The 22,155-nt window shown below is 65.2% G+C and carries 18 protein-coding genes; 12 read left to right on the top strand and 6 right to left on the bottom strand.

The features are described 5' to 3' along the window. The 3 genes from BN1132_RS13120 to BN1132_RS13110 form a co-directional block, all read left to right on the top strand. A partial coding sequence (locus BN1132_RS13120) for a beta-N-acetylhexosaminidase (protein WP_042078129.1) occupies positions 1-1,444 on the top strand: 1,444 nt, incomplete at its 5' end. Positions 1,445-1,640: 196 nt separating this feature from the next. Beyond that, on the top strand, positions 1,641-3,194 hold the full coding sequence (locus tag BN1132_RS13115; protein ID WP_042078128.1) for a methyl-accepting chemotaxis protein: 1,554 nt from the start codon (positions 1,641-1,643) through the stop codon (positions 3,192-3,194). 66 nt (positions 3,195-3,260) lie between these two features. After that, positions 3,261-3,611, top strand: a complete 351-nt coding sequence (locus tag BN1132_RS13110) for an MGMT family protein (RefSeq protein WP_042078126.1) — start codon at positions 3,261-3,263, stop codon at positions 3,609-3,611. Positions 3,612-3,641: 30 nt separating this feature from the next. Here BN1132_RS13110 and BN1132_RS20115 read toward each other — a convergent pair whose 3' ends face one another. Together BN1132_RS20115 and topA are read right to left on the bottom strand one after the other, a co-directional pair. Further along, positions 3,642-3,812 (bottom strand): hypothetical protein, encoded by a 171-nt coding sequence (locus BN1132_RS20115; protein ID WP_167335713.1) that lies wholly within the window; start codon positions 3,810-3,812, stop codon positions 3,642-3,644. A gap of 115 nt (positions 3,813-3,927) precedes the next feature. After that, the gene (gene topA, locus BN1132_RS13105; RefSeq protein ID WP_042078125.1) at positions 3,928-6,549 is read right to left on the bottom strand and encodes a type I DNA topoisomerase; all 2,622 of its coding nucleotides are present in this window, start codon (positions 6,547-6,549) and stop codon (positions 3,928-3,930) included. Between the two features lie 360 nt (positions 6,550-6,909). On the opposite strand from topA, the gene astB reads away from it, so the two are divergent. Continuing rightward, positions 6,910-8,247 carry an N-succinylarginine dihydrolase gene (astB, locus tag BN1132_RS13100; protein WP_042078124.1) on the top strand — a complete coding sequence of 446 codons (1,338 nt, stop codon included), beginning with the start codon at positions 6,910-6,912 and terminating at the stop codon, positions 8,245-8,247. A gap of 90 nt (positions 8,248-8,337) precedes the next feature. On the opposite strand, the gene sohB is transcribed toward astB, so the two are convergent. Beyond that, positions 8,338-9,345 (bottom strand): protease SohB, encoded by a 1,008-nt coding sequence (sohB, locus tag BN1132_RS13095; protein WP_042078123.1) that lies wholly within the window; start codon positions 9,343-9,345, stop codon positions 8,338-8,340. Between the two features lie 226 nt (positions 9,346-9,571). On the opposite strand from sohB, the gene BN1132_RS13090 reads away from it, so the two are divergent. Together BN1132_RS13090 and BN1132_RS13085 are read left to right on the top strand one after the other, a co-directional pair. Further along, complete coding sequence (locus tag BN1132_RS13090; RefSeq protein ID WP_042078122.1) at positions 9,572-10,327, top strand: YciK family oxidoreductase; 756 nt, start codon at positions 9,572-9,574, stop codon at positions 10,325-10,327. Between the two features lie 88 nt (positions 10,328-10,415). Then, a complete protein-coding gene (locus tag BN1132_RS13085) occupies positions 10,416-11,300 on the top strand; it encodes a LysR family transcriptional regulator (RefSeq protein WP_042078121.1) in 885 nt (294 codons plus the stop codon). 34 nt (positions 11,301-11,334) lie between these two features. On the opposite strand, the gene BN1132_RS13080 is transcribed toward BN1132_RS13085, so the two are convergent. Continuing rightward, positions 11,335-12,507, bottom strand: a complete 1,173-nt coding sequence (locus BN1132_RS13080; RefSeq protein WP_042078120.1) for an MFS transporter — start codon at positions 12,505-12,507, stop codon at positions 11,335-11,337. 162 nt (positions 12,508-12,669) lie between these two features. Between BN1132_RS13080 and BN1132_RS13075 the strand changes: the two genes are divergently transcribed. Continuing rightward, positions 12,670-13,812, top strand: a complete 1,143-nt coding sequence (locus BN1132_RS13075) for a MalY/PatB family protein (RefSeq protein WP_042078119.1) — start codon at positions 12,670-12,672, stop codon at positions 13,810-13,812. 142 nt (positions 13,813-13,954) lie between these two features. After that, positions 13,955-15,274, top strand: a complete 1,320-nt coding sequence (locus BN1132_RS13070) for a TAXI family TRAP transporter solute-binding subunit (protein ID WP_042078118.1) — start codon at positions 13,955-13,957, stop codon at positions 15,272-15,274. A gap of 71 nt (positions 15,275-15,345) precedes the next feature. On the opposite strand, the gene BN1132_RS13065 is transcribed toward BN1132_RS13070, so the two are convergent. Continuing rightward, the gene (locus BN1132_RS13065; protein WP_042078116.1) at positions 15,346-16,254 is read right to left on the bottom strand and encodes a LysR family transcriptional regulator; all 909 of its coding nucleotides are present in this window, start codon (positions 16,252-16,254) and stop codon (positions 15,346-15,348) included. A gap of 191 nt (positions 16,255-16,445) precedes the next feature. Here BN1132_RS13065 and BN1132_RS13060 point away from each other — a divergent pair, with 191 nt between their 5' ends. From BN1132_RS13060 to BN1132_RS13050, 3 genes are all read left to right on the top strand, one after another. Beyond that, complete coding sequence (locus BN1132_RS13060) at positions 16,446-17,702, top strand: adenylosuccinate synthetase (RefSeq protein ID WP_042078115.1); 1,257 nt, start codon at positions 16,446-16,448, stop codon at positions 17,700-17,702. A 177-nt stretch (positions 17,703-17,879) separates the two neighbouring features. Further along, the gene (locus BN1132_RS13055; protein ID WP_042078114.1) at positions 17,880-18,413 is read left to right on the top strand and encodes a YbhB/YbcL family Raf kinase inhibitor-like protein; all 534 of its coding nucleotides are present in this window, start codon (positions 17,880-17,882) and stop codon (positions 18,411-18,413) included. 11 nt (positions 18,414-18,424) lie between these two features. After that, the gene (locus tag BN1132_RS13050; protein WP_042078112.1) at positions 18,425-19,228 is read left to right on the top strand and encodes a helix-turn-helix transcriptional regulator; all 804 of its coding nucleotides are present in this window, start codon (positions 18,425-18,427) and stop codon (positions 19,226-19,228) included. A gap of 103 nt (positions 19,229-19,331) precedes the next feature. Here the strand turns inward: BN1132_RS13050 and tyrS are convergent, their stop codons facing one another. Continuing rightward, on the bottom strand, positions 19,332-20,531 hold the full coding sequence (gene tyrS / locus BN1132_RS13045; RefSeq protein ID WP_042078111.1) for a tyrosine--tRNA ligase: 1,200 nt from the start codon (positions 20,529-20,531) through the stop codon (positions 19,332-19,334). 114 nt (positions 20,532-20,645) lie between these two features. On the opposite strand from tyrS, the gene BN1132_RS13040 reads away from it, so the two are divergent. After that, complete coding sequence (locus BN1132_RS13040; protein ID WP_042078110.1) at positions 20,646-21,956, top strand: peptidoglycan DD-metalloendopeptidase family protein; 1,311 nt, start codon at positions 20,646-20,648, stop codon at positions 21,954-21,956. Positions 21,957-22,155 lie beyond the last annotated feature (199 nt).

Here is a 22,155-nt window from a genome sequence, read left to right as displayed (position 1 = left end):
GATTTATACCGAGGGCAACTTCCGGCTGGCGGAGCGCGCCCACGTCGACGGCCCCGTCCCCCTCGCCCCCCTGCTCGCCCATTTCAACGAGCTGACGGGCCTGGCCCTGACCCAGGATCACGATGCGGAGATCCACCTCGTCGAGGCGCCGCTCCCTCAGGAAGGGTATGAACTCTCCATCACCACGGAGGAGATCCGCATCCGGGCCGCCGGCGAGGCGGGCTGGCGCCACGGTCTGGTGACCCTGGCCCAGTGGTATCTGCAGCACGGCGAGAGCCTGCCCTGCCTCGAGATCAGGGATGCGCCGCGCTTCGGTTTTCGCGGCATCTTCCTCGACTGTGCCCGTCACTTCCACTCCATCGCCACCCTCAAGCGCCTGCTCAGACAGATGAGCCTCTACAAGTTCAACCGTTTCCACTGGCACCTGACCGACGACGAGGGGTGGCGCCTGGAGATCAAGGCCTTCCCCCGCCTCACCGAGGTGGCGGCCTGGCGCGGCCATGGGCTGGCGATCGATCCCCAGCTGAGCGGCGGCCCCGACCCCTATGGCGGCTACTACACCCAGAGCGAGGTGCGCGAGCTGGTGGCCTATGCCGCCGGGCTCGGCATCACCATTATCCCGGAGATAGACATCCCGGGGCACTGCCACGCCGCCATCAAGGCGCTGCCCGAACTGCTGCGGGAAGAGGCCGACCGCTCGTGCTACCTCTCGGTGCAATATTTCGACGACAACGTGCTCAACCCGGCGCTGCCAGGCACCTATGAGTTCCTGGAGACGGTGATGGACGAGGTGTGCGTGCTCTTCCCCGGGCCCCAGGTGCACATGGGGGGAGACGAGGTGCCGACCGGCGTCTGGACCGACAGCCCCGCCTGCCGACAGTTGATGACAGAGCAGGGCTACACCGATTGCCGCGAGCTGCAGGGCCACCTGCTGCGCCACTGCCAGCACTATCTGGCCGCCAGGGGCAAGCAGATGCTGGGCTGGGAGGAGATACTGCACGGGGACAAGGTGAGCCGGGAGGCCGCCATCTGTGCCTGGACCAGCTTCCAGGCCGGGCTGGACGCGGCGGCGGCGGGCTATCCCGTGGTGATGGCGCCGGCCCAGCACCTCTATCTGGATCTCGCCTGGAACCAGGACATCCACGAACCAGGGCTCTACTGGGCGGGCACCCTCAATCTCGAGCAGGTCCATGCCTGCGATCCTGCCCCGGCCGATTTCCATGCCAACGATAACATCCTGGGGGTGCTGAGCCCCTTGTGGTCGGAACTGATCACCTCTCGCGATCGTCTCGACTACATGTTGTTCCCGCGCCTGCTGGCCACGGCCGAGGTGGCCTGGAGCGACCCCGCCCGCAAGGCGTGGGATCACTTCGCGGCCCGCCTGCCCGGCCAGCTGCAGATCCTCGACCAGTTGCAGGTGCGTTACCGGGTGCCACAGAGGTAGTGTTATCTTTCTCTTTTCGGCGACCTCCTGGTCGCCGTTTTTTTACCCATTGACAACAAAAACCCAACCTAAGCCCTACTTTTGACCCGCCTTTATTGGCAGAATAGGGCCCACGATGGTACCGGCCAGGCACAAGGTCAGCGTTTCATCCGCTCAATCACAATAACAATCAGCATGAATATCGGAGCTTATCCCTATGGCCCGCAGAGACGTCCAGACACTGGACAGCGAAGTGGAGTTTCCTGCCGACGTACAACTCGTGTCCACCACGGACTTGCGCGGCGTCATCACCTACGCCAACCCCGCCTTCTGCCGGATCGCCGGCTACCGGGTCGATGAACTGGTCGGTCACAATCACAACCTGGTGCGCCACCCCGACATGCCCAAGGCCGCCTTCGCCGATCTCTGGGATCGCCTCAAGGAGGGCAACCCCTGGCGCGGCGTGGTCAAGAACCGTTGCAAGGATGGCCGCTACTACTGGGTCGACGCCTATGTCACCCCCATCTACGAGAACGGCAAGATAAGCGGCTACCAGTCGGTGCGCTGCAAGCCCGAGCCCCGGCTCAAGCAGGCTGCCGCCCAGGCCTACCAGGCCCTGCTCAAGGCCGAACGGGGAGAGGCTCGCAAGCTCCCCTCCCTGCGCCCCTATCGCCCCCTGCTGCTGGGCTTGCCGCTGCTGGCGCTGCTGGGCTGGGCCGCCCTCACCCAGGGGGCCCTCACCGTGCTGCTGATGCTGCTTCCCCCGATCGCCATCGCCGGCGCCTACTGGCGCGAGCTCATCGCCCTGCCGCGCTATCTCAGGCAGCTCGGCCAGCAATACGACAGCCTGACCCGGCTGGTCTATTCCGGTGACGCCCCGGGCGCCATCGCCGACTTCCACCTCAAGATGCTGCAGGCCAGGATCCGCACCGTGCTGGGGCGGGTCGACGATGCCACCAACCCGCTGCAGGCCCTGGCGACCGACCTGCAGGACTCTTCCCACCGGGCTTTCCTCGACATCAATGAACAGGATGCCCAGACCCAGCAGATGGCCACCGCCATGACCCAGATGGCCAGCACGGCCCACGAAATCGCCCGCAACATCCAGGACACCAATGGCCAGGTGACGGAGGCGCGCAGCAGCTGCCAGAACACCGTCATGCAGCTGGATCAGACCCAGCAGCAGATGACGCAACTGGCCAGGCAGGCGGAGCAGGCCTTCCACTCCGCGGTGGAGCTCGCCAGCGAGTCGGAGCGGATCGGCAGCGTCATGGGGGAGATCCAGGGCATAGCCGAACAGACCAATCTGCTGGCGCTGAACGCCGCCATCGAGGCGGCCCGGGCCGGGGAGCAGGGCCGCGGCTTCGCCGTGGTGGCGGACGAGGTGCGCACCCTGTCGACCCGCACCCACAAGGCGACCGAGCAGATCCAGGGCAGCATCCGCCAGATCCAGCAGACCCTCGAGCGCTGGCAGGGCATGATGCAGGACAATCTGGCCCAGACCCGGGAGTGCGTCGAGATGACCCGCCAGGGGTCAGGCAACCTGCACCAGGTGCTGGAGGAGATCGATCAGGTGACCGAGTTCTCCACCCAGATCGCCGCCGCCGCGGAGCAGCAGCAGGTGGTGGTGGAGGAGATCAGCCGCAACATCCACCAGATCTCTGAATACTCCCGCGCCAACAGCCAGAAGATCCGGGCGGTGGACGACTCCAGCCAGGAGCTGCTCAAGCGCGCCAGCGAGCTCAGGGGGCTGAGCCAGACCTTCGGCTGACGGATTGCAAGCCATATGACGGAAGCGCCACAATGGCGCTTCTGTTGTTTCTGACGAGTCAACTTCATGAGAACGGAATCGACACCTCTGGACAAGGTTGCCCGCATCGAGGCCATCCTGGCCCTGATCCCGGCCGGTCGCGTGGTGAGCTATGGCCAGGTCGCCGATCTCGCCGGCCTGCCCGGGCGGGCTCGCCTGGTGGGAAAAGTATTGCGGGAGACCGACAAGACACTGCCCTGGCACCGGGTGCTGGGGGCGGCGGGCACCATATCGCTGCCAAAGGGATCGGCGGGGTTCGACAGGCAGGCGGGGCTATTGCAGGAGGAGGGGGTGCCGGTGATCGGCGGGCGGGTCAGGATGCGGGAGTGGCAGTGGCAGCCCGATCTCGCCGAGCTGCTGTTTCTGCTCCCCTTCTAGGGACTCCCTGCCGGGAGTCCCCCAGGGTTGCTAGTCGCCCACCAGAGGCCCCAGGATGTCATCGCTGCGCACCTGCACCGGGATGGTTTCGTCCTCCCGTTGCAACAAGACCAGCAGACTCTGCCTGTCCACCTCCAGCACATAGGCCGTCCCTTCCCGGGTCAGGCAGGTCATGCCCGGCCGGATATCCTGTATCTCCATGACAACCTCCGTGTCTTGCACTGCCATCCATGCAGCCCTTCCAGTATACCGCCATCTCCCAATGAAGAGGCCCCTCGCAAGGGGCCTCTTTCGTCATTGTGTGACCGGAAACGGGTCAGGATTTCTTCGCCTTGGGCAGGCTCTCCTGCCATTTTCCGTTGTCGTAATGGGCCGTCCAGCCGGTCGCCTTGCCGTTCACCTCGGTCATCACGTACTGCTCCTTGCTCTTGCGGCTGAAGCGCACCACGGAGGCGTTTCCGTCAGGATCTGACGCCGGGGCGTCCGCTAGGTACTGGTGCTTGGGGGAGAGGCGGTCGCGGAAGCGCTTGAGCTCCTCAACCAGAGGCGCACGAGTCTCACGTGACTTGGGGAAGTTGCTGGCGGCGAGGAACAGACCCGCCGCGCCGTCCCGCAGCACGAAGTGGGCGTCGGACTGGGTGCACTTGAGCTCCGGCAGCGGCACCGGATCCTCCTTCGGCGGCGCGATGTCGCCGTTTTTCAGGATCTTGCGGGTGTTCTTGCAGCTCTCGTTGGTGCAGCCCATGTACTTGCCAAAGCGCCCGTTCTTGAGCTGCATCTCGGATCCGCAGCGATCGCACTCTATGCTCGGCCCTTCGTAGCCCTTGAGCTTGAACTGGCCCTGCTCCACCTCGTAGCCGTCGCAGTCCGGGTTGCGGCCGCAGACGTGGAGCTTGCGGCTGTCGTCGATGATGTAGGCGTCCATGGCGGTACCGCAGATGCCGCAGCGGTGCTTGGCGCGCAGGGCGTCAGTTTCCGCCTCGTCCCCGTCGGTGGCGGAGACAAACTCGTCGGCAGATACCAGGTTGATGGTCTTCTTGCAGCGTTCCTTCGGCGGCAGGGCATAGCCGGAGCAGCCGAGGAAGACGCCGGTGGTGGCGGTACGGATGCCCATCTTGCGGCCGCAGTCCGGGCAGTCGATGTCGGTCAGCACCATCTGGTTGGCGCGCATGCCGCCTTCCTCATGGGGTTTGTCGGCCTGCTCCAGCTCCTGGGTGAACTCGGCGTAGAAGGCGTCCAGCACCTTCTTCCACTCCAGGCTCCCCTCGGCGATGCCGTCGAGCTTGTCCTCCATCTTGGCGGTGAACTCGTAGTTCATCAGCTCGACGAAGTTCTCCACCAGGCGGTCGGTGACGATCTCCCCCATCTTCTCGGCGAAGAAGCGGCGGCTCTCGACCCGCACATAGCCGCGGTCCACTATGGTGGAGATGATGGAGGCGTAGGTGGACGGACGGCCGATGCCGCGCTTCTCCAGCTCGCGCACCAGGGCCGCTTCGGTGAAGCGGGCGGGCGGCTTGGTGAAGTGCTGGCGCGGATCCAGCTTGACCAGTTTCAGCACCTCGCCGACGGTCACCGCCGGCAGCTGGCTGTCTTCTCCCTTGCGGCCCATGGGCGGCAGCGCCTTGGTCCAGCCGGCGAAGCGCAGGGTGCGACCGCGGGCCTTGAGCTCGAACTCGCCCGCCTTGACGGTCAGGGTGGAGGAGTCGTACTGGGCCGGGGTCATCTGGCAGGCGACAAACTGGCGCCAGATGAGGTCATAGAGCCGCATGGCGTCCGGCTCCATCCCTTCCAGCATCTCGGCGGTCACCTGGACGCTGGAGGGGCGGATCGCCTCGTGGGCCTCCTGGGCATTGGCCTTGGCACCGTACAGGTTCGGCTCGGACGGCAGATAGGCGGCGCCATACTGCTCGCCGATGTATTCCCGCACCGCGTCCACCGCCTCCTTGCTGAGGTTGGTGGAGTCGGTACGCATGTAGGTGATGTAACCCGCTTCATAGAGGCGCTGGGCCATCATCATGGTCTTCTTGACCCCGAAGCTCAGGCGGGTGGAGGCGGCCTGTTGCAGGGTGGAGGTGATGAAGGGGGCGGACGGCTTGGAGCCGGTCGGCTTGTCTTCCCGGCTCACCACCTTGTAGTCGACCCCTTCCAGGGCCGCCACGGCGGCGAAGGTCTCGGCCTGGGTCACCGGCTTGAAGTCGGCCCCGTTGCGGCTGACCACCTCCATGCGCAGCTCGCTCTTGTCGCCGGTCAGTAGATCGGCGTTGAGATCCCAGAACTCCACCGGCACGAAGGCCTTAATCTCGCGCTCCTTGTCGACGATGAGGCGCACCGCGACGGATTGCACCCGACCGGCGGAGAGACCCCGGGCCAGCTTCTTCCAGAGCAGCGGCGAGACCATGTAACCCACCACCCGGTCGAGGAAACGACGGGCCTGCTGGGCGTTGACGCGGTGGATGTTCAGCTCGGACGGCTGGGCAAACGCCTCCTGGATGGCGCTCTTGGTGATCTCGTTGAACACCACGCGCTTGTAGCGGCTGTCGTCGCCACCGATGATCTCGCGCAGGTGCCAGGCGATCGCCTCCCCCTCTCTATCCAAGTCGGTTGCGAGATAGATGGTGTCGGCCTTGGCGGCCAGACTTTGCAACTCGCTGACCACCTTCTCCTTGCCGGGCAAAATCTGGTAGTTGGCCTGCCAGCCTGCGGTCGGATTGATCCCCATCCTGGAGAACAGGGCGTTGCGATCCTTGGCCGCCTTCTCGGATTCGCTGAGCTTGATGCCGCGAATGACAGGTTTTTTGGGCTCGCTGCTGGCGCTGCCGCTGGTCGGCAGATCGCGCACATGGCCTACGCTGGATTTCACCACGTAGTCCTTGCCCAAATATTTGTTGATGGTCTTGGCCTTGGCCGGAGACTCCACTATGACCAGTGATTTGCCCATGCTGTAACTATTATCCTCATTGCACCCGACGGGGTTGGCGTGCGGTTTTGTGGGGCTGTATAAGAGATTTGACGGGAAAAAGCAATCTTGCGGGTCAATTTGCCCGACAGCCCGAACCGCCTCGTTTCTTTATTTATTAATGCGAAGCCGGGTCGCGGTAAGCAACCGCTTTTTTGTTTTTATGCTATATCCCCCCCTTTTTTAGATTGGAAATGACATATCCAGCCACCCTTGTGACATAAAAACCCACTCTGGTTATCAGCTTGTTACAAAGGATGAAATCTCTTTATAATGGCCACACGCCGCAGCTTTGTGTGCGGAAGGAACCGCTCCCCATATAAAAATCGAAAGGATGTCATCATGAAGCACTTCGAGGTCAACTTCGACGGCCTGGTCGGCCCCACCCACAACTACGCCGGCCTCTCCTATGGCAACGTCGCCTCCCAGAACAACGCCAAGGAGGCGTCCAATCCCAGGGAGGCGGCCAAGCAGGGGTTGCGCAAGATGAAGGCGCTGACCGAGCTCGGCATGGTGCAGGGGGTGCTGGCGCCCCAGGAGCGGCCGGATCTCGCGACCCTGCGCCGCCTCGGCTTCACCGGCAACGATGCCAGCGTCCTGGCCCAGGCCGCCAAGCAGGCGCCCGCCGTGCTGGCCGCCTGCTACTCGGCCTCCAGCATGTGGACCGCCAACGCCGCCACCGTCTCCCCCAGTGCCGATACCCAGGATGGCCGCATCCACTTCACCCCCGCCAACCTGACCAACAAGTTCCACCGCTCCCTCGAGCCCGAGGTGACCGGCCGCATCCTGCGCGCCGTCTTCAACAACGATCGTCACTTCAGCCACCACCAGCATCTGCCGGAGAACGACCACTTCGGTGACGAGGGCGCCGCCAACCACACCCGGCTGTGCCGCGCCTATGGCGAGGCCGGGGTCGAGCTGTTCGTATATGGCCGCAGCGCCTTCGACGTCTCCCGGCCCGCGCCCAAACGCTACCCGGCCCGCCAGACCCTGGAAGCCAGCCAGGCCATCGCCCGCCTGCACGGCCTTGGGGATGAGAGCGCCGTCTTTATCCAGCAGAACCCGGACGTGATCGATCAAGGGGTGTTCCACAACGACGTGATCGCGGTGGGCAACCAGAACGTGCTCTTCTTCCACCAGCAGGCCTTCCTCCATACCGAGGCGGCCCTGGCCGAGGTGCGCACCAAGTTCGGCGAGGGTGATCTGCACTTCATCGAGGTCCCCACCAGCGAGGTGTCGGTGCAGGATGCGGTGAAGTCCTATCTGTTCAACACCCAGATCCTGACCCTGCCGTCCGGCGAGATGGCGATCATCGCCCCCACCGAGTGTCGCGACAACCCGGCGGTGTCGGCCTATCTGGCCAGGCTGGTGACCCTGGGCACCCCGATCAAGGGGGTGCACTACATGGACGTGAAGCAGAGCATGAAGAACGGTGGCGGCCCCGCCTGTCTGCGGCTGCGGGTGGCCATGAACGACACCGAGCTCGCCGCGGTCAACCCGGCCTGCCTCATCAACGATGCCCAGTTTGCCCGCCTCGACAACTGGGTGGATCGCCACTACCGCGACAGCCTGACCCTGGACGATCTGCGCGACCCCTCCCTGGTGCTGGAGACCCGCTCCGCCCTGGACGAACTGACCCAGATCCTGAAACTCGGCTCCGTCTATCCGTTCCAGCGCTGAGCACAGGCTCGCAGCGAAGCCGCGACATCCGCATCAACAGAGAGCCGGGCAAATGCCCGGCTCTCTTTTTTCACACACTGTTAAGGCGCCTCAGCGCCAGGGGCTCTGCTGCCACAGGCGGCCGAGCGCCCCCTCCAGCCCCAGGGCGGCCTGGCGGCCCAGCTTCTGGGTCAGGCTCCTGGGCTTGCTGTAGCGAATGCCGACCACCTTGTGATGGCTGGCCTGGGCCAGCAGGTAGTCGTCGCTGGTGCAGAGCGCATCCACCAGGCCGAGCTGCTTGGCCTGGCTCGCCAGCCAGTGCTCGCCCGTGGTGACGGCGTCGATGTCGAGCGCCGGTCTGTGCTCGGCCACGAACGCCTTGAAGCGCTCGTGGATGGCGCCCAGCTCCTCGCGAAACTTCTCCCGGCCCTGATCATCGTTCTCGCCGAACATGGTGATGGTGCGCTTGTACTGGCCAGCGGTGTGCATCTCGAACTCGATATCGTGCTTTTTCAGGAGCTTGTTGAAGTTCGGCAACTGGGCGATCACCCCGATGGAGCCGACGATGGCGAACGGGGCCGCCAGGATCTTGTCCGCGACGCAGGCCATCATGTAGCCGCCGCTCGCCGCCACCTTGTCGATGGCCACGGTGAGGGTGATGTCCTTGTCCCGCAGCCGCTGCAACTGGGAGGCAGCCAGGCCATAGCCGTGCACCACGCCCCCGCCGGACTCGAGACGCAGCAGCACCTCGTCGCCTGGCCGGGCGACGCCGATCACCGCGCTCACCTCTTCCCGCAGGGAGGCCACCTCTCTGGCGTCCATGCTGCCGTGGAAGTCGATGACGAACAGCCGACTGCGCTCATCCTCGCTCCTGGCGCGGGCCTTGTGCTCGGCCTTGCGCGCCTTCTCCATCAGCTTGCGCTCGGCCTTGCCAGCCAGAGCCGATTGCAGCTGGTGACGCCCCTGCTCCAGCTCGCCGGAGAGATCGGTCACCACCAGCTCCCCCTTGCGCGCCTTCGGCTGGCGGCTGCTCGCCACCATCAGGATGACGGCGCCTATGGCCAGCAGGAAGGTGAGGGTCTTGGCCAGAAACAGGCCGTATTCGGTCAAAAATGCCACTTGATGCTCCGCTCTATGTCCGGTTTTTTCACATAGTAAGGAGTTTGGCTCCGGGGTGCAAAAACTCTGCCATGGCCCTGGCACCAGGGGAGGCGATCCGCGCTAGCGCCCTGTTTTCTTCACATTTTTGCCGTCTCATACTGGTCAACCGCCGGGCCGGATCAGTACACTTGCCTCCTCTATATTCCGTCGCGCCAGCCGCCACGCATTGTTAACAGGAGTCCACATGCTCGACTATCAGGCCCCCCGGACGCTGCTCAAGGACAAGGTCATTCTGGTGACGGGCGCCGGTGACGGCATCGGCCGCGAAACGGCGCTCACCTACGCGGCCCACGGCGCCACCGTGATCCTGCTCGGGCGCACCAGCGCCAAGCTGGAGGCGGTCTACGACCAGATCGAGGCCGCCGGCCACCCCCTGCCCGCCATAGTGCCGGTGGATCTGAAAGGGGCGACCAAGAGCCACTACCTTGGCATGGCCGAGACCTTCGCCCAGCAGTTCGGCCGCCTCGACGGCGTGCTGTTCAACGCCGGGCTGCTCGGTACCCTGTCGCCGTTCGAGCACATCCAGGAGCAGGAGTGGGACGAGGTGATGCAGGTCAACGTCAAGTCGGAATTCCTGCTGACCCAGGCGCTGCTGCCCCTCATTCGCCAGACCGCGAAGGAGCACGGCGAGGCGTCCATCGTCTACACCTCCTCCAGCGTGGGCCGCAAGGGGCGCGCCTACTGGGGCACCTACGCCATCTCCAAGTTCGCCATCGAGGGGATGATGGAGGTGCTGGCAGACGAGCTGGAGAATACCACTGTGCGGGTCAACACCCTGAACCCGGGCGGCACCCGCACCAGGATGCGGGCCAGCGCCTTCCCGGCGGAAGATCCCCAGTCCCTGAAGACACCGGCCGACCTGATGCCGCTCTATCTCTATCTGATGGGACGGGACAGCCGGGGCCAGAGCGGCAAGACCTTCGTGGCCCAGCCCAAATAACCCAACAAACCGATCAGACAGGATTACATTGAAGAGGGGTGCTACCCGCGCCCTGTTGAATCCCATCGGTCCCCTGACAGGTTGCACTATGTTTCGTCCCAAGAGCACGTTTGAGCAATGGCGGATCTTTCAGGCCGTGGTGGACTGTGGCGGTTATGCCCAGGCCGCCGAGGCGCTGAACAAGAGCCAATCCTCCCTCAATCATGCGGTCGCCAAGCTGCAGCAGAGCCTGGGGCTGGCCCTGCTGGAGGTGCGGGGACGCAAGGCGGTGCTGACGCCGGCGGGGGAGATCTTCCTCAAGCGGGCCCGCCAGCTCAGCCAGCAGGTGGAGGAGCTGGAGAACCTGGCCAACAACCTGGAGCGCCAGTGGGAGCCGCAGATCAACCTCTATGTGTCGGTGTTGCAGCCGCGGGAGCGGCTCTACCGGGCGCTGGCCCACTTCCACCCCCGCAGCCGGGGCTGCCGCATCAACCTGCACGAGCGGATCCACTGCCACTTCAATGCGCTGCAACCCGGGGATCTGATGCTCTCGGAGCACCTGCCCCAGGATCGCACCGGCCTGCCCCTGGACGAGGTCTGTCTGCTGCCCCTGTGCGCGGCGACCCATCCCCTCGCCGGGCAGGAGGAGCCCGTCACCGCCGAGCAGCTCGCCAGCCACAACCAGATCAGCCTGCATCCCCCCATCCACCGCTCGGTGGACTGGAACGATGCGGACGACACCGGCTGGAAGGCAACCCACTATCACGAGGTGCTCAGCATGGTGCGCCTCGGCCTCGGTTACGCCTGGGTACCCCGCCACCTGGTGCAGGAGGAGCTCGACGGCGGTGCCCTGGTGCGGCTCGATCTGGCCGGCGGCAGCGAGCGCTACCTCTACACCTACCTGCTCACCCCCTCCGTCGATGCCCTGGGCCCGGCGGCCGAGCTGCTGCTGCGATGCCTGCGCAACGAGTACCAGGGCGACAACGGCAAGTAAGCCCTCCCACGCCCTCCTCAGGGCGGATCAGGCCCTAGACGTTGGGCACCCGCCAGCAGGCGGCCAGCGCCGCCAGCGCCAATGCGGTGGCCACCATAAAGACCCCGTGGAAACTCCAGATCTCCGCCACCGTCCCCGCGATGGCCCCCGCCATGATGGAGCCGGTGCGGATGCTGTTGGCGAACAGGGTGGTCGCCACCCCGGCGCGGCCCGGCATCAGATCCTGGAAGTAGGACATGCCGATGCCGGCGACGATGCCGATGAAGATGGCATTGAGCAGTTGCAGCGCGATGAGCGCCGTCTGGCTCGACAGTGTCACCAGCCCCAGGTAGAAGCCCACCCCGGCCAGCACCGCCAGCAGCATCATGGGCCGCTTGCCGAAGCGCCGGGTGTAGTAGCCCGCCAGCAGCATGAAGGGGATCTCGAGGGCTGCCGCCGTGCCCATGAGGATCCCGGCCAGCTTCTCCTCCAGTCCCAGCTCGCGGGTGATGTAGAGCGGCATGTTGATGAGATACATGCTGTTGCAGGTCCACATCAGGGTGGAGGCGATGAACAGCGCCCGCACCGAGGGCATCCGCCAGCTGCTGACCCGCTCCTGGCCTCCTCCCGATGCGGGCAGCGGCAGGGAGGGCAGCCAGCGCCAGACCACGAAGGCGCAGACCAGATAGGCGAAGGCCGAGGCGAGGTACATCACCTCGAAGCCGTAGCCGATGGCGAGCGCGAAGGCGGCCGGCGGCCCTATCACCCAGGCCAGGGAGAACTGGGCCCGCAGCACCGAGCTGAACATGTCGGCCCGCTTGTTGCGGCTGTCGGCGTATTCCCGCGCCAGGGCGAACAGCTGGGGGCTGGCGGTGGCGGTCAGGCTCGCCAGCACCACGCCGAGGCTCACCAGCAGCCAGTACTGGCGATTCCAGGCGAACAGCAGGGAGAGCACTATACCGGCGAAGCAGCAGCGCAGGATCAGCTGCTTGCGATCCCCCTTGCTGTCGGATCGGTGGCCGAGCCACTGGCTGATGAGGATGCCGATCACCGCGTTGACGGTATAGAAGAGCCCCACCAGGAAGGGGCGCACCTGCACCTCTTCGGCCAGGAACAGGCTCAGGGTGGGCACCTGAAGCGCCACCGCCACCCCGGTCATGAAGGTCACGGCGAGAAACGAGAGAGAGACGGGATCCGGCCTCTTGCGGGCAGCACTCAGCAAACTCATGGAGACACCTAGATACGGACGCGAAAAGGGAGCCAGAAACGGGCGGGCACGGCTATGACGGCGGTTATTTTATGCCATTATCAACAGCCACCTCAAGGGTTGCGAGGGCGCGTCCAAGTCCGTACATTGGAAGCCCATCCAGCGCCAGTACAAGGATTTAACATGTTTGATTTTGATCGGGAAATAGATCGCAGCGGCACCATGAGCCTGAAATGGGACAAGTACAAGGGCCAGGATGTGCTGCCCATGTGGGTGGCAGACACCGACTTCGTCTCCCCCCCCGCCATTCTCGAGGCGCTCACGAAACGGGTCGCCCACGGCATCTTCGGCTATTCCCGCCCCTCTCCCCGGCTGATCGAACTCATCAAGACCCGCATGCAGCAGCGCTATGGCTGGACCATCCAGACCGAGTGGCTCGTCTTCCTGCCCGGCGTGGTGCCGGGGCTGAACCTCGCCTGCCGGGCCTGGAGCCAGCACGGTCGTGGCATCATCACCCCCAAGCCGGTCTACTATCCCTTCCTGCAGGCGCCGGGCTTCAACGACCGCCCCCTGCTCACCGTGCCCATGGTGGAAGAGGCCGGTCGCTGGGTGCTGGATCTGGAAGAACTGGAGCGCCAGGCGCCCAGCGCGGATCTGCTGCTGCTGTGCAACCCCCACAACCCGGGCGGTACCGTCTTCACTCGCGAGGAGCTGCTCGCCATCGACGCCATCGCCGAGCGCCACAACCTGGTGATCTGCTCAGACGAGATCCACTGCGACCTGTTGCTGGACAAGGACGCCCGCCACATCCCCTATGGCGCCCTGAGCCCGGCGGCGGCCGAGCGCAGCGCCGTCATGATGGCGCCGAGCAAGACCTTCAACATCGCGGGTCTGTGCTGCTCCTTCGCCGTGGTCCCCAACGCCCGCCTGCGCCTCAAGCTGCAGCAGGCGATGCGCGGCATCAGCGCCGACGTCAACCTGCTGGGTTTCGTGGCGGCCGAGGCGGCCTACGAGGGGGGCGAACAATGGCTCACCGAGCAGCTCGACTATCTGAGGGGCAACCTGGCGCTGATCGAGCAGGCGGTGGCCCGCTGGCCCGGCATCAAGCTGGCACGCCATCAAGCCACCTACCTCGCCTGGGTCGACGTGAGGGCCCTCGGCCTGGATGACCCCATCGCCTTCTTCGAGCAGGCCGGTGTGGGCCTCTCCCCCGGCGCCCAGTTTGGCGATGGCCAGTTCGTGCGCCTCAACTTCGGCTGCACCCGGGCGCGGCTGACCGAAGCCCTGTCGCGCATGGAGAAGGCCATCCTCCAGGCGCGCCGCTGATGGCAAGGGGTGGCGGCCGTTTCGCCGCCCCCGGACCTGAAATGGTGAAAGCCATTCAGCTTCCCATCCGATGCAGATAAGATGAGATTCATGACGGGATGAGCCTGGCTCATCCTTTTTTCAGCCACGGTTCCGGTTCACTATGCGCCCATTCGCCCTGTCTTCCCTGCTGCGCCTGTCGCGCTTCGCCCTGCCCTGGCTGGCGACCATGCTGGCCCAGCCCCTCCTGGCCGCCCCCGCCTATGTGACCATAGGCACGGGGGCGCTCAACGGTGTCTACTACCCCACGGGAGGCGCCATCTGCCGCCTGCTGAACGAGGAGAGCGCCCGCCACGGCGTGCACTGCACGGTGCAGAGCACCTCGGGCTCCCTCGCCAACCTGGCGGCGCTCGCCAAGGGGGACATCCAGCTGGCCCTGGTGCAGTCCGATGTGCTCCACCACGCGGTCCACGGCAGCGGTTCCTTCTCGGGCCAGCCCTCCTGGGATCAACTGCGCAGCCTGCTGCGACTCCACAAGGAGTCCCTGACCCTGCTCGCCAGCGCCACCAGCAACATCACCACCCTGGCGGACATCAAGGGCAAACGGGTCGACCTCGGCGCCCCCAACTCGGGGGACAGGATCACCAGCCGGGCACTGCTCGATGCCATGGGCTGGCAGGCCACCGACTTCACCCTGCCAGCGGTGGCATCCCCGGGCAACCGGCTGGAGGGGCTCTGCAACGACACCCTGGATGCCGCCTTCGTGGTCGCCGGTCACCCCAACCAGGGCATCGGCGATCTCACCGGTCGCTGCAAGGCCCGCCTCATCCCCATCGAGGGGGAGCAGATAGACAGGCTGCTCGAGCAGTATCCCTACTATGAGCGCAGCCGCATCGGCGCCAACCTCTATCCGGGGCAGACCAGCGGCGTCAATACCTTCGCCGTCACCGCCGAGCTGGTGGCGCAGGCCAGCCTGCCCGAGACCGAGGTACGCACCCTGCGCGACGTGCTGAGCGAGCGCCTCAAGCAGTTCACTCGCCTGCACCCGGCCCTCACCACCCTCACCTGGGAGGGGATGCAGGCGGGAGATCTGGCCCCGCTCCACCCAGGCATGCTGGATGCCGCGCCAACGCCGGTCCTGCCACCGGACAGCCTCACGGCGTCGGGGGCCGAGGCGGCGTCGGGCGCCCAGCCCACCGGGCTCCCGGCCCCCACCAGCGCGGCCACACCGCTGGAAGGGGCAGACACCCAGCCGGAACAGCCTTCCGGAGCCACCCTGCCGGCCAGCTCGGCGGCAGCGCCCACGGGGACGGCCCCGGCACTGACCTATCTCCCCTCCCAGGGGAGCGCCGTGATGACGCCTGACGCGCTGCCCGTCCCCATCAGCCCCACCCCGTCTGCGGCGCAGGCGAGCGACCAGGCCGACCCCGCAGCCTCCCGACCAGACGGCGCCGCCGAGGGGAAGGAGACGCCCGCCCAGTGACGGGCACCGAACACACGAGAGGCCACCCCAGGGTGGCCTCTCTTCGTTTCAGCGGTGGCAGCGGGTCTGGCTCAGGCCTTGGCGGCCGGCAGCAGCGCCGGGCTCTGGATCTCCTCCTCCACCCAGTGCAGCAACTGCTTGATGGCCCGCGACAGCACCTGATTCTGGCGCACCACATACCCCAGGCTGGTGCCGGGAAAGTCGGTGAGCCGGGTCACGGGGGCGGTCAGCTTGAGGCGAGGGTGGAGGGAGAAATCCGGCACTATGGCGACGCCAAAGCCCGCCTCGGCCCAGTCGAGCTGGGCATCCACGCTCCCCACCTCCATGATGCGGCAGCTCGGCAGACCGAGCAGGGGCAATGAGGGGTCGATCAGCGCCCGGGTCCGGGTGTCGTGCCCCAGCAGGATCAGGGTCGGCTCGTCCAGAGGATCGCTCTCCCCCGAGCTGGCCCGCGCCTGCCAGCGGGCCAGGCCATGCCCCAGGGCACACCAGGTCACCTGCTGCAACTCGGTATAGAAGAGCGGTTCGCTGCGCTTTTGCGCCATCACGAAGCCCAGATCCGCCTTGCCCGCCCGCACCAGATCCGCCGCCTGATCCGAGGTGGTGTTGAACAGGGTGAGGTCGATGCCGGGGAAGGCCTGCTTGAAGCGCTGGAACGGCTGGATCAGCAGCAGGCGCGAGATGATGTCGCTGGCGGCGATGGCGAGCGTCCCCTGGCTCAACTGGCTCAGGGCATTGAGATCGGACTGGCAGAGCTGCAGCTCGTTGATGGCGCGCTCGGCGCTTTGCAGCAGCCGCTCCCCCGCCTGGGTCAGGCGGAACGGGCTGCGCTCCACCAGCTTGACCCGGGTCGCCTGCTCCAGGTTCTTGAGGTGCAGGCTCACATTGGGTTGCGTCATGTGCAGTTCGGTGGCCGTCTGGCCGAAGTGCTGCAACCGGGCCAGGGTGACGAAGGTGTGCAGCCAGTGAATGTCCAGCATGGGGGTCCTCTTCTCCCGGGGTCGGTGGCAGGGCCAGCGCCGCCGGGGCACGGGCACCGCGGAAGGGAGCGCGTTGTCGATAATTGCACCGTAATTATATGACTCTCTTATCGGAATTATAAAGATAATTAATTTTTCTAATCCTCACGGGGCTCCTAGGATGAACGCCTAACGTCTTAGGAGAAAGAGTCATGTCGTCTATCGTAGTCGTAGGTGCTAACTGGGGTGATGAGGGCAAGGGCCGCATCGTCGATTATCTGGCAGGCCAGGCTGGCGCCAGCATTCGTTTCCAGGGCGGCAACAACGCCGGCCACACCGTGGTCAACGATCTGGGCACCTTCAAGCTGCACCAGGTGCCGAGCGGCGTCTTCAACCCGGATTGCCTGGTGGTGCTGGGCCCCGGCATGGTGATCAGCCCCGAGAAGCTCACCGTCGAGCTGGAAGAGGTCAAGGCCTCCGGCGTCATTCCCAAGCTCGCCATCTCTGACCGTGCCACCCTCTGCCTGCCGCTGCACGCGCTGGAAGACACCCTGGAAGAGCAGCGCCTGGGTGACGGCGCCTACGGCTCCACCCGTCAGGGCATTGCCCCGGCTTACGGTGATCGGGTCATGAAAAAGGCGATCCTGGTGGGCTGGCTGAAACAGCCGGACGTGCTGGTCGAGCGCATCCAGTTCATGCTGGACTGGAAGCTGCCACAGATGAAGGCTCTCTATCCCGACTTCACATTCACCCAGACTGCCCAGGAGATGGCCGACTGGCTGCTGGAAGTGTCCGCTCCCTGGATCGACGCCGTCTGCAACGTCAGCATGCCCCTCAAGGCGCTGCAGGCCGAAGGCAAGACCCTGCTGTTCGAAGCCCAGCTGGGCGCCGGCCGTGATCTCATCTACGGCGAGTACCCCTGGGTCACTTCCTCCCACGTCTCCGGCGCCTACGCCGGCATCGGTGGCGGTCTGCCGGGCCTGCGCCCGGAGCGCGTCATCGCCGTGGCCAAGGCATTCAGCTCCTCCGTCGGTACCGGCACCCTGCTGACCGCCATGGAGAACCAGGACGAGTTCCGCAAGATCACCAACGAGTTCGGCGCCACCACAGGCCGTCCCCGTGACGTGGGCTACTTCGATGCCGTCGCCACCAAGAACGGCGTCGAGCTGCAGGCCGCCACCGAAGTGGCCCTGACCAAACTGGACTGCCTGACCGGTCTGCCGGATCTGAAGATCTGCGTGGCCTACGAAGGGGCTCACACCGAGAACCCGATCTGGCCGCAGACCGCCGCCCTCACCCCCGTCTACGAGAAGATGGAGAGCTGGAGCGAAGACATCAGCGGCTGCCGCACCTTCGACGAGCTGCCCAAGGCGGCCCAGGACTACGTGCTGCGCATCGAAGCCCTGCTGGGCGTGCCGGTGCCCATGGTCTCCGTCGGCCCGGGCCGTGACGAGATGATCCTGCGCTAAGCAGCGCTCCTCGCATAAAAACCGGCATCCCTGGATGCCGGTTTTTTTATGCCCTTTGAAAAAGCACCGAACGACTCACAAAAACCGCTTCCAAGGCATGATTTGAGCCATAGGGGCACTCTGTTTTGAGCCGGCCCCCTTAGAGTGAACTCCTTATTCACACAAGGAGTGCACACCATGAGATCCCCCATCACCCCCCTGCTGCCCCTGTTCTGCCTGGCCGCCCTGCCCGCCGGCGCCATGACCCTGAAGAGTACCGACATCCGCGAGGGTGAACCCATGGACAAGGTCTTCAGCTTCAACGGCTTTGGCTGCAGCGGCGAGAACCGCTCGCCCCAGCTGAGCTGGCAGAACCTGCCCGCCGGCACCCAGCGCATCGCCATCACCGCCTATGATCCGGACGCTCCCACCGGCAGCGGCTGGTGGCACTGGCTGGTGGTGAACCTGCCGGCCAGCCAGCACGAGTTGCCGAGCAACGCCTCCGGCAAGCTCAAACAGGGGCTGGAGCTTGGCACCGACTACGGCACCCAGGGTTATGGCGGCCCCTGCCCACCCGCGGGTCACGGCATGCACCGCTACCAGTTCACCGCCTGGGCCCTGCCCGGGGCGCTGGAGGTGAAGGCCAACACCCCGCCCGCCATGGTAGGCTACATGCTCAACAGCCAGGCCCTTGGCAAGGCCACCCTGACCGCCACCTTCACCACCCCCTAGGAGCCCGCCGGATGAGCACGCCCCTGCTGCAACTGAATCACTACTTCGGGATCCGCCAGCAGCCCCTGCGCCGGGTGCTCATCTACGCGCCGACCCTCATCTGGGTGCAGCAGGGCCGCAAGCAGCTGTGGTGGCGGGAGCAACGCCTGTCGTTTGACAAGGAGAGCTGGCTGCTGATCCCGGCGGGTCACCGGCTCACCTTCATCAACCAGCCGGAGCAGGGCACGTTTCGCTCCCAGGCGCTCACCCTGCTGGCCCCGCCACCGGCCGAGTGGCTGACAGAGAGCGCCCTCGATCTCCTCAAGCCACCTGCCATCAGGGTGAATCCGGCCCTCGCCTTCTGCTTCGATCTCGTCACCACCATGGCGGACCGGCAGCTCTGCGAGACGGCCCAGACCCGGCTGCTGCACGGGTTTTATGGCGAGCTCAGGGAGGCGGGGGGCCTTGGCCTGCTCTTTCCCGCCACCACCATGACCCTGGGGGAGCGGCTGGCCCGCTACCTCAGCGTGGAGCCTGGTCTCGATCACCGGCTGGAGACGGTGGCGACCCACTTCGCCATGAGCCGCGCCTCCCTGGTCCGCAAGCTGGCCGCCGAGGGGCGCAGCTTTCGCCAGGTGCTGACCCAGGTGCGCCTGGGTCATGCCCTCACCCTGCTGCAACAGGGGTTCAATCCGCTTCAGACCGCCCTCGCCTGCGGTTACGACTCCCCCGGCCGCTTTGCCGCGCGCTTCAAGGAGGAGTTCGGCCTGACCCCCTATCAATACCTGCGAACCTGCCACGGGAGTCCTGCCGCTCGCCAGGTGGAAGGACGCTGAGCGCCCCTCTCCTTTGCATGGCACCGAACGCCATGCCGACCCCAAAAACAAGAAGGCCTCCGCAAGGGAGGCCTTCTTCATGGCGGTGTGACGCGCAAGGAACTTACTTGACGGTCACCCTGGCAAACTTGCGCTTGCCGACCTGGTAGACGGCGGTGCCGGCACCGATGAGTGCCTTGCCATCTTCCAGCTTCTCGCCATCAACCTTCACCGCACCCTGCTTGATCATGCGCAGCGCCTCGGAGGTGGTGGCCACCAGATCGGCATCTTTCAGCAGGTTGGCGATGGCCAGCCCGTCCCCTTCCAGGGCCAGCTCGACCTCCGGCATCTCGTCCGGGATGGCGTTCTTGGAGAAACGCTGGGTGAAGTCTTCGTGGGCCGCCTCGGCCGCCGCGGCGTCGTGGTAGCGGGCGATGATCTCCTTGGCCAGCCAGATCTTCACGTCGCGGGGGTTCAGGGTACCGGCGGCGATGCCGGCCTTGAACTCTTCGATTTCAGCCAGCGGACGGAAGGAGAGCAGCTCGTAGTAGTTCCACATCAGATCGTCGGTGATGGACATGATCTTGCCGAACATCTCACCCGGGGCGTCGTGTACGCCGATGTAGTTGGCGGCGGACTTGGACATCTTCTTGACGCCGTCCAGGCCCACCAAGAGCGGCATCATCAGCACGCACTGGGTCGCCATGCCGGCATCTTTTTGCAGCTCGCGGCCCATCAGCAGGTTGAACTTCTGGTCGGTACCGCCCAGCTCGACGTCCGCCTTGAGCGCGACCGAGTCATAGCCTTGCAGCAGCGGATAGAGGAATTCGTGAATGGCGATGGACTGGCCGTTGCTGTAGCGCTTCTTGAAGTCGTCGCGCTCCATCATACGGGCCACGGTCTGCTTGGCCGCCAGCTTGATCATGCCGGTCGCGCCCAGCTCGCTCAGCCAGGTGGAGTTGTACTCGATGCGGGTCTTGGCCGGGTCCAGGATCTTGAACGCCTGCTCGGCATAGGTGAGGGCGTTGTGCTTGATGGCCTCTTCGGAGAGCGGCGGACGGGTGGCGTTCTTGCCGGAGGGGTCACCCACCATGGCGGTGAAGTCGCCGATCAGCAGGATCACTTCGTGGCCCAGATCCTGGAAGGTCTTCAGCTTGTTGAGGATCACGGTATGACCCAGGTGGATGTCCGGCGCGGTCGGGTCCATCCCCAGCTTGATGCGCAGCGGGCGCCCTTCCTTCAACTTGGCGACCAGTTCTTCTTCAACCAGAATTTCTTCCGCTCCGCGCTTGATCTCGGCTAGCGCCACCTCGAGCTGGGACATTTTTTGACTCTCCAATCACGATTCCACAGGGCCAGACATATTACTGGAATGGCGGGCCAATTGGAAAGGCGGTAAACTCCGACCTTCTTCTGGGTTCAACTTCGTCTGCTTCTCATGGTCCTTTGGCACGCCTTCAATTCTCTTCCTACCTGGCACCGCAAGATGGTGCTGATCCTGAGCATCATGATCATGATGCTGGCAGCCTGGCCAAGCGAACAGGCAGTCGCCACCCGGGTCGATGACAACGACAACGAGCTGGCCGTCGAGCAGCGGGTCGACGAAGAGGCGCTGCTGGCCCGGGCCGAGCCCGTCACTCCGCCCAAGCCGAGCTATGTCACCAAACAGGTGAAGGTGCGCCGCGGCGACAACATGCAGGTCATCTTCCAGCGCCTCGGCCTCAGCGCCAGCGATCTCTACCTCATCGCCCAGCTGGAGGCCACCAACCCATTGCGAACCCTGCAACCCGGCCAGGAGCTCACCTTCAAGCTCACCAGGAACGGGGATTTGCACAGCCTCTACTACCCCCACAGCCTGGAGCAGGCGCTCAAGGTGAGCCGCAAGGCCGAGGGCTTCGTGGCCAGGCCGGTGAAGCTCGAGCTCGACACCCGCGAGCAGGTGGCCAGGGGGGAGATCCGCTCCAGCTTCTGGGGCGCCGCCGTCGACGCTGGCATGACCGAGGACCAGATCATGGATCTCGCCGCCATCTTCGGCTGGGACATCGACTTCGCCCAGGACCTGCAACCGGGGGACAGCTTCCGGGTGGTCTACGAAGAGAAGTACCAGGATGACGAGCGGGTCGCCTCCGGCGACATCCTGGCCGCCGAGTTCGTCAACCAGGGCGCCACCTATCGCGCCGTGCTGAACGAGGATGGCAACTACTACACCCCGGAAGGCAAGGCGATGCGCAAGAGCTTCCTGCGCGCGCCGGTCAACTTCAAATACATCAGCTCCAACTTCAACCCGCGCCGCCTGCACCCAGTCACCGGCAAGGTACGCCCCCACAACGGCATCGACTACGTGGCGCCGGTGGGCACCCCCATCATGGCGGCGGGCTCAGGCAGCGTGGTGGCCGCCGGCTACAACCAGTTCAACGGCAACTACGTCTTCATCAAGCACGCCGGCAACTACGTCACCAAGTACCTGCACCTCTCCAAGCGCACCGTCAACAAGGGGCAGCGGGTCAAGCAGGGCCAGACCATAGGCCTGCTCGGCGGCACAGGCCGGGTCACGGGCCCGCACCTGCACTATGAATTCGTGGTCGGGGGCGTGCACAAGAATCCGCGCACCCTCACCCTGCCCCAGGCCGAGACCCTCAGCGGTCGGGCGCTGGCCAACTTCAAGGCCCAGGCCATGCCCCAGCTGGCCAAGCTGGACAGCACCGAGCTGCAACTGGCCCAGAACAAACGGGACAGCAACGGCGGCTAAGACCGGCCCGACTGCGGCAATTGGCCGTCATGGAGAGAGCACAAGGAGAAACCATGAGTGAGCGCTATTTCGGATGGATGTCGGGAACCGCAATCGGGCATGGCATCGAGGCAGGCTCCTTTCTCCTTGCATACGGGGATAGACCATGAGTGAGCGCTATTTCGGATGGATGTCGGGAACCGTAACCGGGCATGGCATC

The organism is Aeromonas sanarellii, assembly GCF_000820085.1.
GTDB lineage: Bacteria > Pseudomonadota > Gammaproteobacteria > Enterobacterales > Aeromonadaceae > Aeromonas > Aeromonas sanarellii.
The sequence above is the reverse complement of the archived record's forward strand: the minus strand, read 5'-3'. Positions and strand labels throughout refer to the sequence as shown.

Coding starts and splice junctions, on each gene's coding strand:
- BN1132_RS13115 (WP_042078128.1), top strand. CDS start 1,641: ATGGCCCGCAGAGACGTCCAGACACTGGACAGCGAAGTGGAGTTTCCT.
- BN1132_RS13110 (WP_042078126.1), top strand. CDS start 3,261: ATGAGAACGGAATCGACACCTCTGGACAAGGTTGCCCGCATCGAGGCC.
- BN1132_RS20115 (WP_167335713.1), bottom strand. CDS start 3,812: ATGGAGATACAGGATATCCGGCCGGGCATGACCTGCCTGACCCGGGAA.
- topA (WP_042078125.1), bottom strand. CDS start 6,549: ATGGGCAAATCACTGGTCATAGTGGAGTCTCCGGCCAAGGCCAAGACC.
- astB (WP_042078124.1), top strand. CDS start 6,910: ATGAAGCACTTCGAGGTCAACTTCGACGGCCTGGTCGGCCCCACCCAC.
- BN1132_RS13090 (WP_042078122.1), top strand. CDS start 9,572: ATGCTCGACTATCAGGCCCCCCGGACGCTGCTCAAGGACAAGGTCATT.
- BN1132_RS13085 (WP_042078121.1), top strand. CDS start 10,416: ATGTTTCGTCCCAAGAGCACGTTTGAGCAATGGCGGATCTTTCAGGCC.
- BN1132_RS13080 (WP_042078120.1), bottom strand. CDS start 12,507: ATGAGTTTGCTGAGTGCTGCCCGCAAGAGGCCGGATCCCGTCTCTCTC.
- BN1132_RS13075 (WP_042078119.1), top strand. CDS start 12,670: ATGTTTGATTTTGATCGGGAAATAGATCGCAGCGGCACCATGAGCCTG.
- BN1132_RS13070 (WP_042078118.1), top strand. CDS start 13,955: ATGCGCCCATTCGCCCTGTCTTCCCTGCTGCGCCTGTCGCGCTTCGCC.
- BN1132_RS13065 (WP_042078116.1), bottom strand. CDS start 16,254: ATGCTGGACATTCACTGGCTGCACACCTTCGTCACCCTGGCCCGGTTG.
- BN1132_RS13060 (WP_042078115.1), top strand. CDS start 16,446: ATGTCGTCTATCGTAGTCGTAGGTGCTAACTGGGGTGATGAGGGCAAG.
- BN1132_RS13055 (WP_042078114.1), top strand. CDS start 17,880: ATGAGATCCCCCATCACCCCCCTGCTGCCCCTGTTCTGCCTGGCCGCC.
- BN1132_RS13050 (WP_042078112.1), top strand. CDS start 18,425: ATGAGCACGCCCCTGCTGCAACTGAATCACTACTTCGGGATCCGCCAG.
- tyrS (WP_042078111.1), bottom strand. CDS start 20,531: ATGTCCCAGCTCGAGGTGGCGCTAGCCGAGATCAAGCGCGGAGCGGAA.
- BN1132_RS13040 (WP_042078110.1), top strand. CDS start 20,646: ATGGTCCTTTGGCACGCCTTCAATTCTCTTCCTACCTGGCACCGCAAG.